12 protein-coding genes are annotated in these 12442 nt (G+C 36.9%); 5 read left to right on the top strand and 7 right to left on the bottom strand.

The annotated features are described in order from the left end of the window. The 7 genes from MRZ08_RS02970 to MRZ08_RS02940 form a co-directional block, all read right to left on the bottom strand. Positions 1-1921 (bottom strand): ATP-dependent Clp protease ATP-binding subunit (locus MRZ08_RS02970; RefSeq protein WP_297379100.1); only part of this gene is annotated, 1921 nt, incomplete at its 3' end. Beyond that, a complete protein-coding gene (locus MRZ08_RS02965) occupies positions 1921-2889 on the bottom strand; it encodes an ATP--guanido phosphotransferase (protein ID WP_297379098.1) in 969 nt (322 codons plus the stop codon). The genes MRZ08_RS02970 and MRZ08_RS02965, both read right to left, overlap by 1 nt. After that, positions 2886-3467: a transcriptional regulator gene (locus MRZ08_RS02960; RefSeq protein ID WP_297379096.1), complete on the bottom strand. Its 582-nt coding sequence runs from the start codon at positions 3465-3467 to the stop codon at positions 2886-2888. The genes MRZ08_RS02965 and MRZ08_RS02960 overlap by 4 nt, the downstream gene beginning before the upstream one ends. Before the next feature lies 1 nt (position 3468). Next, positions 3469-3936, bottom strand: a complete 468-nt coding sequence (locus tag MRZ08_RS02955; protein ID WP_297379094.1) for a CtsR family transcriptional regulator — start codon at positions 3934-3936, stop codon at positions 3469-3471. Positions 3937-4145: 209 nt separating this feature from the next. Then, positions 4146-4862 carry a zinc metallopeptidase gene (locus MRZ08_RS02950; protein WP_297379092.1) on the bottom strand — a complete coding sequence of 239 codons (717 nt, stop codon included), beginning with the start codon at positions 4860-4862 and terminating at the stop codon, positions 4146-4148. Positions 4863-5126: 264 nt separating this feature from the next. After that, positions 5127-5780: a TrkA family potassium uptake protein gene (locus MRZ08_RS02945; protein ID WP_297379090.1), complete on the bottom strand. Its 654-nt coding sequence runs from the start codon at positions 5778-5780 to the stop codon at positions 5127-5129. Between the two features lie 8 nt (positions 5781-5788). Continuing rightward, positions 5789-7138 carry a TrkH family potassium uptake protein gene (locus MRZ08_RS02940; protein ID WP_297379088.1) on the bottom strand — a complete coding sequence of 450 codons (1350 nt, stop codon included), beginning with the start codon at positions 7136-7138 and terminating at the stop codon, positions 5789-5791. Between the two features lie 139 nt (positions 7139-7277). On the opposite strand from MRZ08_RS02940, the gene MRZ08_RS02935 reads away from it, so the two are divergent. The 5 genes from MRZ08_RS02935 to MRZ08_RS02915 all read left to right on the top strand — a co-directional run bounded on the left by MRZ08_RS02935 (position 7278) and on the right by MRZ08_RS02915 (position 12240). Beyond that, entirely contained in the window at positions 7278-7826 is a 549-nt protein-coding gene (locus MRZ08_RS02935; RefSeq protein WP_297379085.1) for a LemA family protein, read from the top strand. A gap of 7 nt (positions 7827-7833) precedes the next feature. After that, positions 7834-9537 (top strand): DUF2207 domain-containing protein, encoded by a 1704-nt coding sequence (locus tag MRZ08_RS02930; RefSeq protein ID WP_297379083.1) that lies wholly within the window; start codon positions 7834-7836, stop codon positions 9535-9537. Between the two features lie 491 nt (positions 9538-10028). Beyond that, positions 10029-10412, top strand: coding sequence for an aspartate 1-decarboxylase (gene panD / locus MRZ08_RS02925; protein ID WP_297379081.1), 384 nt, complete (start codon positions 10029-10031; stop codon positions 10410-10412). A 53-nt stretch (positions 10413-10465) separates the two neighbouring features. Beyond that, positions 10466-11305, top strand: a complete 840-nt coding sequence (gene panC / locus MRZ08_RS02920; protein WP_297379080.1) for a pantoate--beta-alanine ligase — start codon at positions 10466-10468, stop codon at positions 11303-11305. A gap of 5 nt (positions 11306-11310) precedes the next feature. After that, complete coding sequence (locus MRZ08_RS02915) at positions 11311-12240, top strand: bile acid:sodium symporter family protein (protein WP_297379078.1); 930 nt, start codon at positions 11311-11313, stop codon at positions 12238-12240. Positions 12241-12442 lie beyond the last annotated feature (202 nt).

Raw genomic sequence — 12442 nt, 5'->3', positions numbered from 1 at the left:
TGTTTTTAAAATCTACCGTTCTTCCTTGGCCGTCTGTTAGTCTTCCATCATCTAGGATTTGTAAGAGGAGGTTGAAGACATCTGGATGGGCCTTTTCTATCTCATCGAAGAGAATTACGGAGTAAGGATTTGTCCTTACAGCTTCTGTGAGTTGTCCACCTTCTTCATAGCCCACATATCCTGGAGGAGAACCTACAAGTCTTGATACGGCAAATTTTTCCATATATTCACTCATATCCATTCTTATAAGTTTATCCTCTGATCCAAAAAGATCACGGGCGAGTGTTTTGGCAAGATATGTCTTTCCAACTCCTGTTGGTCCTACAAAGATAAAGGATCCTATTGGTTTTTTAGGGTCTTTTAGTCCTACTCTTGCTCTTTTAATTGACCTTGCTACTGAATCTATGGCTTCTTTTTGGCCGATTACTGATAGTTTTAGGTCTTCGTCTAAGTTGGCATATTTTTCCATCTCATCTTCTGTGAGTTTTTCTACTGGGACCTTGGACCAATTTGCAACAATACTTGCTATGTCGTCATAGGATATAAAGAGCCTGTCCTTATTTTCCTTCTCTTTTTCTTTTTCAATTTCTAAGTCGAACTTCACTTGATTTATCTTATCCCTAAGCTCTGCTGCCCTTTCGAAGTCTTGGTCTCTTACGGCTTTTTCTTTTTCCTTGTTAAGTTTTTCTAGCTTATCTTCACTAGGTGCTGAGTCGTCTTCTTTTTGGAAGGCAGCTATCCTAATCTTAGAGCCTGCTTCATCAATTAAGTCTATTGCCTTGTCTGGTAGGTAGCGATCAGAGATATATCTATCGGATAGTTCTACTGCAGCTTCTACGGCCTCATCTGTAATCTCTACCCCGTGGTGGTCTTCGTATTTATCCTTCAGTCCCCTAATAATTTCTCTAGCATCTTCAAGGCTTGGCTCGTCGACTTGGATTGGTTGCATACGACGGCTGAGGGCAGAGTCTTTTTCAACATGCTTTCTGTATTCTTCGATTGTAGTTGCTCCCATGATTTGGATTTCTCCCTTGGCAAGGATTGGCTTTAGGATGTTTGCCGCATCCATTGACCCTTCAGAGGCTCCTGCTCCTAGAACCATGTGGAATTCGTCTATAAATAGAATTACATCGTCCCTTTTGCCGATTTCTTCAAAGAGCTTTTTAAGTCTATCTTCAAAGTCTCCCCTGTATTTACTTCCTGCAATCATGCTAGCAAGGTCAAGACTTAGGATCCTCTTATCCTTAATTATCTTTGGCACATCGCCTGCCACAATCCTTTGGGCAAGCCCTTCTGCTATAGCAGTCTTACCCACTCCTGGAGCTCCGATTAGTATAGGATTATTCTTTCTCCTTCTCATTAGGATTTGTACAAGTCTTTCGATTTCTGTATCTCTTCCTATGACAGGGTCGATTTTACCATTTTCTGCTAGTTCATTTAGGTCATTTGTGTATTTAGTCACATTTTCAGAAAACTTTGATGATGATCCTTTTGTTTTGTAGACTTCTTTTAGCATATCGTCTAAGTTTTTCGCTATGACCTTTTTATCAAGTCCTGATAGGAGAAACATGAGATTGGTAAAGGAATCGTCATCATTTATTAAAGCTAGAAGGATATCTTCTTCGTTAACTACAGAGCTTTTTCTCGCCATAGCAATCTCTCTAGCTTTTTCGAATATCATCCTTACTTTCTTAGAAAATTCTGTAGCAGGTCTTTGAGAATTGCCCCTGCCTATGTTATTTATCACTATAGACCTAAAAAGGTCGTAGTTGGCTCCACTTTTTTCCAAGGCCTTGTTCGCAATAGAGCCTGTCTTCATCAGAGCAAGAAGCAAGTGCTCGCTTCCTATATAGTCGTGGTTTAAGGAATAAGACTCTCTTCTTGCCTGGGAGGTAAGTCTGTTTAGTCTGTTATTTTCCATTATCGCTCCTTAATATATTCCTTAAGAAATAGGTATCTATCTTCATCCCTATTTCCCTTATACTTATTCTTAGTAAGATTAAATATTAGATAATCGAGCTCTTCATTTGTAAAGTCTGTATCGAAGCCTAGGATCTTGTATTTCTTAAGGCCATATATATCCTTACTCATAAGCTCTAGGCTCTTATCCATGCCCAACTTTAAGTTATTTTCCATTATCTCTATATAATCTTCTATTTCTTCATCTTTTATACTATTTAAAACTTGATAGTCTCTTCTAAATCTTCTCTCATTTCTGACAAGAGTGTCCAAAGCCTTCTCGAACTTATCCATAGCTTCGTCCATATCCTTCCAGTAATTTCCTATGTTTTTAAGAATATAGATATCGTCTGCATATCTTTTGTAGTATTTTGGAAGGAACTTATCAATATAGATTCTTTCGTGGAGGAGGCTTTGTTTTAGGCCAAAATAAGCCTTGTCGTCATCAACCATAGCAAAGAGAAAGGCCTTGACGAAAACTTCTACTCCACTTCCCGCATTTCTTGCGTCTTGAGTTAGATAGCCAAACTCTTGAGAGAAGGCAAAGTCTAGAATTTCGTCAAGCTTTTCTTCTATTATATAAGCCTTCCTATAGGCAGACTTTAAGTCGAGATTGAAATCTCTTATGTTAATTGCCAAATGGTCCCTGTCGTTAATCGTCAAGATATAATCATCTTCTATGACGAGGCCGATTTCAGAAAGCTTGTTTGGACAATCTTCTGATAGGACAAAGGAGTTTATCAACTGATTTAGCTCATCTTCTCCTAAATCTTCTAGAAGAATTAGCTTATCTCCATAGATTTTCCTAAAAATATCTATAACTTCCTTACTCGCCTCAAGTGTCATGCTAGCTGGAAAGTCAAATCCTTCAAGATTTCTTCTTAGAGAGAAATTTGAAGAAAGTATTATGTCCTTGCTATACTCTATCAATTTCTCACCTGCATATTTAGTTCATCTATTTGCTCTTTTAAGCTTTGAGCTTGTTCATAATCTTCTATTTCTACTGAAACTTGGAGTTTTTCTTGAAGATTTTTAATCTTACTTGCTATATCCTTAAAGTTTCTCTCTTTTCTAGGAAATTTCCCTTCATAGGCCCTTAGGTTGTTGTAGGTCCTTAGGGTCTTTGTTGTAAGCTTATCATCAAGTTTGTAACAATCAGGGCAAGCAAAGACTCCATGCTTAATATTTGATGAAAGATTGCCGCAAGTTGGGCAAGTCTCATCTCCTAGGTTGTTTAAAAGTCCGTAGGAATAATTATTCTCCTTGAATCTATAATCATAATAGGAATCTATAACTTCCTCAAGACTTGGCATAAACTCCTCTATCAAATCTTCTATATTTTTCCTGTTGAGATTTCCTTCTCCATCTTTGATCTTGCCATTTTCATCAACTGATACATCGGTAAATTTTACAAGGCAATCATTGCAAAGGTGAAAGTTCTTCTCTTGTCCATTTATTATAGTTTTGACTGTAACAGTCGCTTCATTATCGCATTTATCACATTTCATATTAGTTACTCCTTGCCATAAGACTTAAGAGAATATTTCTAATAATATCGCTTCTTACGGCATTTCTTTCCTTAACTTCACTTACTCTTGAAAGAGCCTTATCGCTTGTGGCGTATCTTGCCATCAAATACTCATTTTCTGTAAAGTATTCTCTCCTCAACAAGTCTTTAAAGAGGCTTTCGGCGTTGTTTTGGCTCATACTTTTCTTAAGATTTTCGATCAAATAAGAAATATAAGAATCTTCATCCACAACAGTTATGATCTTTATAAACCCATTGCCGCCACGCTTGCTTTCTATAAGATACCCATTATATGGAGTAAATCTCGTAGAAAGAACGTAGTTTATCTGACTAGGTGCACAATCAAAACGTGTCGCCAAGTCATTCCTGCCAATTTCAAGCATCCCATCAACAGAATCTTCTAACATCATTTTTAGAAATCTCTCGATTTCTGAAGTAAGACCTGCCATATTTCACCACTCTTTCTATATATTAATCTAAGTCAAATAGTTGACTATCTCTGACCTTCTTCTTTAAAAATAAAGAATCTACATGATTCCTAGTAAAATTGTACTATTTAGCAAGATGATTGCAAGTAGCTTATCCTTGCTTAAAGCTAACAAAAATTTAAGAAAACTCCCACAGAGGAATTAAATCCTAGCAGGAGTTGCTTTATATACTAATCTCTCCTATTATTCCTATTCCCATATAGGAGAAATAGTCTCAACAATTGTAGGGCTGTGGATAGGGTCGCTGCTACATAGGTAAAGGCTGCAGCTTTTAGCATAGCTTTTGCTCCATCAAGCTCTTCGCCATGAAGCATGCCGCTTTCATCAATTACTCTTATAGCCCTTCTTGAAGCGTCAAACTCTACCGGAAGAGTCACCAACTGAAATATTAGAGCTAGGGAGAAAAGTATTAGTCCTAGGTCTAAGAGCCTTTGTTGGGATAGGAATATACCCAAGAGTATAACCGGAAAAGCAAGCTTTGACCCGAAGTTAACCGCAGGTACTAGCCATGACTTAATCCTTAAAGGAGCATAGCCTTCCTTGTATTGGATGACGTGGCCGCACTCGTGGGCTGCTACAGCGATAGATGCTATAGAAGTATCGGTAAAGGAATCCTTAGATAAGGCCACTTCCTTCGTAGCAGGATTGAAGTAATCAGATAAGCTTCCTCCAATCTTTTTTATAGAAATATCATTGTATGAGTTTGTATCGAGTATATATTTCGCTGCTTGATAGCCTGTTATACCCTTTTTGGATTTAATTTTACTGTATTTGCTAAAGGCTTTTTGGATATTAGCCTGGGCAATCATTGATATAATGACACCTATTATGACTAGAAAATAGGTCTTGTCAAAATACATTGAGCCAAAATAATATGGATTATACATATTTTATCTCCTTCTTTTTTCTTATTATACCCAAATTATAATTTTGGACACAGAAAAAGGGCTCCTAGAGCCCTCCTCCATTATAGAAAAGAATAAGTTAGTCCTAGTTTTCTAAGGGAAAACTATAAGGAATTAATAATGAAAAACCTAGCTATTTAATAGCTGATTTTATTATAACATCATTTTCCTATTTATGCAAACTTTTTCTTACCAGTATGTTTGTTTATTATTTATCAATATTCCAGACTTTACCACGTTTTCCTATCAAGAATTTTCCTCAAGAGCTTTAGCGTTTTCATTATCTCCTATTAGAACCAGAATATCGTCTTTTCTAATATCAGTGCTAGGATCTATATCCATTAGCATCTGGCCATCTCTTTCGAAGGCAACAACATTCATCTTGTAAGACTTTCTAAAGTCAAGATCTATAAGAGACTTACCTATCCAGTCCTCATGGGCCTTGATCTCTATCAATGAGAAGTCATTTGAAAACTGTACAAGTTCCAAAAGATTGGATCCTGCAAGAGATCTTGCAAGTCTTTCTCCTGTATCAAGCTCAGGATAGACGATCTGATCGGCACCAATTTTTTTTAGAATTCTCGCATGCGATTGGCTAGTAGCCTTAGCTATAACCTTATCTACTCCACTATCCTTGCATATCAAAGTAGCTTCGATTGATGCTTCTATATCTGTTCCTGTTGCAATTATTGCCACGTCGTAGTTGTTTATTCCCAAAGACTTCATAGCGACTTCTTCTGTGATATCCCCTTGGGCAGCACTTGAGACAAAGTTTGCGATTTTTTCTACCTTTTTGTAATTAGAATCTACTGCCGTTACATAGACTCCCTTCTCGAAAAGCTTGGTAGCTACAGCGTATCCAAATCTTCCGAGACCTAAAACTATAACATTTTTATCCATAATTTCTCCTAACCTATACTAATAAAACATTCTGGGTATCTGATTAATTTCTCATCTGGCTTTAGACCAAAGGCAAGGGCCATGGTCATTGGACCAATCCTACCTAAATACATGCAAAGACCTATGAGGATCTTGGCGATTTTCGAAAGATTTTCCGTAATTCCCCTAGTAGCTCCCACCGTTGCAAGGGCAGATACAACTTCATACAAGGTATCTATCAAGTCAAAATCATCGGTAATGGTAATGATAAATGTTACCATAAGTACTAAGGCAAGGGAAATCATAAAGATAGATAGGGCTTTTTTGATGGTCTCATCGCCTATGTGCTTGTTAAATACTACCGGCTCCTTCTGTCTTTTGATTATAGAATATGTCGCAAGGACCAAGACTCCAAAGGTCGTAGTCTTGATACCACCTGCAGTAGATCCAGGAGATCCTCCTATAAACATTAATCCTATCAGTAAAAGCGAGGTTGAATCTTTAATATTTGAAAGATTAACCGAATAAAATCCCGCAGTCCTCGCTGAAACCGACTGGAAGAAGGATTCTATTAAAGATCCCTTAAGTCCTTCTCCAACAAGGACACCCCTTTGGATAGATTCTAATAATAAAAATCCTAGGGCTCCAAACAAGATCAAGGCCGCATTAATAATTAAAACAAGCTTTGAGTGAACTGATATTTTCTTAAACTTTCTCCTATAGAAAAACTCGCTTGTAACCATAAAGCCAAGTCCACCTATGATAATTAAAAGTATGAGAGTGGTATTTACCAAAAGATCTTTCCTTAATGGATAGATAGAATCTCCCATAATATCAAAACCTGCATTACAAAAGGCTGATATAGAGTGAAAAACCGAATACCAAATCCCTTTTCCAAATCCATAGGTCGGGATAAATCTTATAGAAAGAAAAACGGCTCCCAAGCCTTCTACTATAAGGGTAAAAACCAAGACATATCTAAAAAGTTTTACAAGCCCTTCCACGCTTTCCACATTGAGCTGCTCTTTTAGTATTTGCCTAGACTTTATGCCGATTTTCTTTCTTAGGATTAGTGGAATTAGTGATGCCAGGGTCATAATTCCAAGCCCACCTATTTGTATCAAGATAATAATAACCACATGGCCAAGAGTATTCCAATATAGACCTGTATTTACAGTAGTAAGTCCCGTAACACAAGAGGCACTTGCCGCGACAAAAAATGAATCGATTAGACCAGTACTCTTGCCACTTTGGGTCACATAGGGAGTAGATAGGATTAGTCCTCCCAGACTTATCAAAATCAAAAATCCCATGGACAAAACAAAGGCAGGGTTTTCTGTAGCCTTATCGAAAGTTCTTTTCAAAATATTTTTTTGCATAATAACCTTCCTTACACAATCAAAGGGGCTGGCTCCTATATTCGCCCTCCCCTAGCTTAAGAGGATTTTACATCTTAGTCTATTTTTGTCAACGATTCGATTGTAAGAATACTGGGTATAAAGTGGGAAAGGAGGAAATATGACACTTTTAATAATTTTGATTATTCTAGTGCTTGTAATCGTCATATATTCAGTTGCAACTTACAATAATTTTGTAAAGCTTAATGAGATGGTAGAAAACTCCATGGCTCAAATCGCAACTGGACTTCAAGCTAGGTGGGATAACCTAAATAACCTGATTGATATGACTAAAGACTACAGCGAATTCGAAATAGAAGCCCTAGATAAAATCACAAAGAACAGGACAAGTATAAACAGAACTTCCGATGCAAAGGAAGTTGAAAGCGAAAACAGAGAATTTGAAAAAGCCCTCTCTTCCTTTTATGCAGTCGCAGAAAATTATCCAAATCTTAAAACAAGCGAGCTATACAAAGAGACTATGGCTACTATGACAAAACACGAAGAAACTCTTAGACATTTGAGAATGGTCTATAATGACACTGTAACCAAACTTAACAGAAAAATTAAATCTTTTCCTGCAAATATCCTTGCTAATATTTTTTCTGTTCATACTAAAGATTACTTCGAAAATTCTAGCGAAGCATCTACTGTACCGAAATTTAAATAGGAGACCTATGAAACTTAAAAGATTAAGCAAATATCTTTTAGCGCTTTTTCTCTTTCTACTTCCTGGAATCTCTTATGCCGATAGTTTCGATTCACTAGATATGAATGTCACAATCGATAAGAACGGCATAGGAAGTGTGGAAGAAGTTTGGCAAATTGATGAAGACGAAAGAGATTATACTGAAAGATACAAATTAATAGAAAACTTAAGAGGAATAAAGATAGAAGAATTCTCCCTAACTTCTCCTTCCCTAGGAAAGGACTTTAGTGAAATGAATCCTTGGGATTCGGGCCTATCTTTCGATGAAAAAGCCTATAAATATGGAAGAAGCGACAGGGAGGATGAGACAGAACTCATTTGGGGCATCTCCCAATACGGAAAAAACACCTACAAGCTAACTTACAAGATAAATCCTGTGATAATTGGTCTTGAAGATAGCGATATGCTCTTTTTCCAATTTGTTGGAGAAAACTTTGACCCTAAACCAGAAAAAGTTAATATCAATATCAAAGGCTTTGAGCCCTTCGATGAAAGGGTGGAGATGTGGGGCTTTGGCCTAGTTGGAGATATCCACAATGTCGATGGAAATATAGTACTTAAATCTAGCGGAGAAGTTGACTATACGACTATCATGCTCAAATTCCCTAAGGGCTATTTCAATACATCCTACAAGGAAGATAAAAAATTCGATGACTATGCCAATGAGGCCGTAAAGGGATCGAAATGGGAAGAGCGAGAAGGAGAAGCTAATACCGACCCCACTCCTTGGTATGTCAAAGTAATCCTTCCCCTTGTTCTTCTCTTAGGTCTAGGATCAATCTTTCTTGGAGTTAGGGCGAAAAAGCTTCATTTTGATGAGAATAATATCACAAATGATGATGCCCTCAAGAAGGCCAAGACCTTCAAAGATCAGTACTTTAGGGATATCCCTTATGATTCTCATATAGAAGATACCTATCTATTGGCTGAGAAAGCCTATCCTTATGAGGTTAATCAAGGAAATTACATGAACGCCTTTATCCTAAAGTGGATTTATGACAAGAATATTGAAATCGAAGCTAGAAAGGAAAAGGATAAAAATGCCAAGATAAGAATTATCAGTAGACCCTCTGATATGGGCAAGATGGAAGAAACCTTCTTTGATATAATCGAAGAAGCACAAGAATATTCCAAAGACGGTCTTGTATCAAACAAGAATATAAAGAAATACTTTAGGAAAAACACAGAAGTCACAGAAGACTTCTACGAAGATTTCTTGCCTAAGTCAAGAGATGGCCTAAAGGCGGGAGAATATTTGAAGGATATAAGATTCGAGAAGAAATTCGCTGGGACTAAGAGAGAAGGATCCGAGCTTGAAGTTACTCCTAAAGGAATTAAGCTTTATGAAAATCTAATCAAGTTTAGAAATTACTTGGAAGATTATTCTCTAATTGAAGAAAGAGGAATAGAAGAAGTTCATATTTGGGACTACTTCCTAATATATGCAGCGATTTTTGGCATAAGTGATAAGGTATTCAAAAACCTAGAGAAAACTTATCCAAACTACAGCAATAACTCAGTCTTTAGCTACTATATGATCACAAATTCAAGAAACTACTCCACTATCACCCAGGCCAATCTCACAAGCTTTACATCAGCAGGAGCTGGCGGTAGCACTTCCTTTGGCGGCGGGGGCGGAAGCTTCGGTGGAGGTGGCGGCGGAGGTCGCTAGATATAGAATAATTTATGATAAATCCTTAAGCAAATTAATTTTTCGCTTAAGGATTTTTCTTTACCAATTAAAAATCAAATTATGTAAGCAAGGTAGCTTTATATCAGGAATAATCCTTGCCATATGATTAAACAATCAGATATTTCTGCTACTCTAGGAGGCAAAGTAGCTCTTGCTGCTAGGAAAAATTAACAGGCTACGATCCCTTAAATATGAAATTCCCATAAATTAGAAAACGTAGCCTATTTACAATCTTAGCTTCTTGGCTTTAATTTATATTCACTTGTGAAATTAATAACTTGGCCTTATAATATAAATTTAGAGATAGTATTTCTTTGTGGAAACTATACTCAATAACACCATTATTTTTTATTTTAAAAACGAGCTTATATACTTAGCTAATAAGACTCAAATAATTTGTTACTTATAGGCTATCGATTTTTATTGTTAAAAAATAAACTATTGATAGCCTTATTTTTTAGGGAGAATGTATGAATATAGAAATGTTAGAAGGAAAAATTCATAGAGCTACAGTCACCGAGGCCAATCTCGATTACGTAGGCTCTATAACTGTTGATGTTTCTTTACTAGAAGAATCTGGAATAAGGGAATATCAGAAAGTACAAGTTGTCGATGTTAATAATGGAAATAGGATAGAAACCTACACCATAGCGGGAGAAAAGAATAGCGGAGTAATCTGCCTAAATGGAGCAGCTGCAAGACTTTTTTCTACTGGTGATAAGGTAATTATCATGGCTTATGCTTCTTATAGCGAAGATGAGCTTAAAGATTACAAACCAAAAGTTGTCTTTGTAGATGATGATAATAAGATTACAAAGGTGTCTAATTACGAAAAATACGGAACTTTATCATAAATAAAAAACAAGTGGTGTTTGGAGCTATCTCTAATAAAATTAGAGGAGAATTTATGAAAATTATCAAAACAATTGACGAACTAAGAGCAAATCTTAAGAAATCCAAAATCGAGGGCAAATCCATAGGTCTTGTACCTACTATGGGCTATTTACACGAAGGACATGCTAGTCTTATAAGAAAGGCTAGGCGCGAAAATGATATAGTTGTTGTATCTGATTTCGTAAACCCTATCCAATTCGGACCAAATGAGGACTTACTTACCTATCCAAGAGATTTAGAAGCAGATAGCAAAATATGTGAAGAAATCGGAGTAGATTATATTTTTGCACCAGAAGCAAGCGAAATGTACCAAGATAGGAAGGTCTTTGTAGATATAGAAGATATGTCAGATCACTTGTGCGGAGCAAAACGTCCAGGACATTTCAGAGGAGTCCTTACAGTTTGTAGCAAATTGTTTAACATAAGTGGAGCTGATAGAGCCTACTTTGGACAAAAAGATGCCCAACAAGTCGCAATAATCAAAAAACTCGTAAACGACCTAAACATGCCTATAGAAATAATCCCTTGCCCTATAGTAAGAGAAGAAGATGGACTTGCTCTTTCATCTAGAAACACCTACTTGTCAAAAGAAGAAAGAAAAGCTGCCCTTTGCCTATCCAAATCCATATTTGCTGGAGAAAAACTAGCTAAGGAAGGCGGAAGTGTAGAAGAAGTAATAGGAAAAATGAAAGAAATAATCGATAGCGAAGAGCTTTCAAAGATAGATTACGTCAGCGTAGTTGACCTTAAAACCATGGAAGATGCTAGTGATTTTGATGGAGATAGGCTGGTTGCTATAGCTGTTTATATAGGTAAAACTCGTCTAATAGATAACTTTATCTATAGGAGCTAGATCCTATGGGAAAAATATCTTCACTTTCGATAAAAATCACCCAAAATATAGGCTTAATAATAATAGTTTTTTCTGTAATAGCCTACTTTCTTCCAGCTTATTTTTCCTGGATGACAAATTATACCACCATCTTCCTAGCCCTTGCCATGTTTGGCATGGGAACTAGTATCGACGGAGATTCCTTTAAGGAAATTCTCAAACATCCCAAGGAAGTAATGATAGGCTCTCTCGCCCAATTTACTATTATGCCTCTTCTAGCCTACCTACTTGCAGTAGTTTTCGGCTTAAATAAGGACATAGCCCTTGGAGTAATACTCGTTGGGTCCTGTCCTGGAGGAACTGCTTCAAATGTGATAACCCATATAGCAAATGGAGACGTATCCTTATCTGTATCGATGACGATTCTCTCCACCCTCCTTGCCCCTCTTGTAACTCCCCTCCTAGTCTACTTACTAGCTGGTAAATGGGTCGAAGTCTCAATATTTGCTATGTTCAAATCAGTTGTTACAGTAATCCTTCTGCCTGTACTTCTTGGAATTTTCGCCAAAAAAATAAGCCCTAAGGGCGTAGAAAAGTCAAAGGACATCTTCCCTTTGATATCATCTTTGGCAATTATACTAATAATATCAGGTATTATCGGAGCTAACTCAGAAAAAATAAGACAATCAGGTCTTATAGTCCTACTCATAGTTATGATCCACAACGCCCTAGGCCTTGCTGGAGGACTTTTGATAGGGAAACTTTATAAGATGGACTACGACAAAGAAACAGCCCTTGCTATAGAAGTCGGCATGCAAAATAGCGGGCTTGCCATTCAACTTGCAACAGCAAATTTCGCTCTAAATCCACTAGCAACCCTACCTGGTGCAATATTTTCAATATGGCATAATATCTCAGGCTCAATTTTTGCATCAATCAGAAGGAAACATAAATAATAATCATGAAAAAAGACGAGATCTTAGGAATTCTCGTCTTTTTCATATCTTACTTTTCTTTTAGCATCTTATCTGAATATCCTATTGTATAAGTTAGAGCAAAGCTTACTCCTCCTGCTATTAGAAGCATTAGTATATACATTAAGAGGTTGTCTAGATATAAGAGCATACCTGGAATAACTGTTACTGCCATTCCTGTTCC

The sequence above is a fragment of the Anaerococcus sp. genome (assembly GCF_022770135.1).
Classification (GTDB): domain Bacteria; phylum Bacillota; class Clostridia; order Tissierellales; family Peptoniphilaceae; genus Anaerococcus.
Note: the sequence above shows the minus strand (reverse complement) of the source record. Positions and strands in the feature narration are given on the sequence as shown.

Coding starts and splice junctions, on each gene's coding strand:
- MRZ08_RS02955 (WP_297379094.1), bottom strand. CDS start 3,936: ATGGCAGGTCTTACTTCAGAAATCGAGAGATTTCTAAAAATGATGTTA.
- MRZ08_RS02945 (WP_297379090.1), bottom strand. CDS start 5,780: ATGGATAAAAATGTTATAGTTTTAGGTCTCGGAAGATTTGGATACGCT.
- panD (WP_297379081.1), top strand. CDS start 10,029: ATGAATATAGAAATGTTAGAAGGAAAAATTCATAGAGCTACAGTCACC.
- MRZ08_RS02930 (WP_297379083.1), top strand. CDS start 7,834: ATGAAACTTAAAAGATTAAGCAAATATCTTTTAGCGCTTTTTCTCTTT.
- MRZ08_RS02950 (WP_297379092.1), bottom strand. CDS start 4,862: ATGTATAATCCATATTATTTTGGCTCAATGTATTTTGACAAGACCTAT.
- MRZ08_RS02915 (WP_297379078.1), top strand. CDS start 11,311: ATGGGAAAAATATCTTCACTTTCGATAAAAATCACCCAAAATATAGGC.
- MRZ08_RS02960 (WP_297379096.1), bottom strand. CDS start 3,467: ATGAAATGTGATAAATGCGATAATGAAGCGACTGTTACAGTCAAAACT.
- MRZ08_RS02935 (WP_297379085.1), top strand. CDS start 7,278: ATGACACTTTTAATAATTTTGATTATTCTAGTGCTTGTAATCGTCATA.
- MRZ08_RS02940 (WP_297379088.1), bottom strand. CDS start 7,138: ATGCAAAAAAATATTTTGAAAAGAACTTTCGATAAGGCTACAGAAAAC.
- panC (WP_297379080.1), top strand. CDS start 10,466: ATGAAAATTATCAAAACAATTGACGAACTAAGAGCAAATCTTAAGAAA.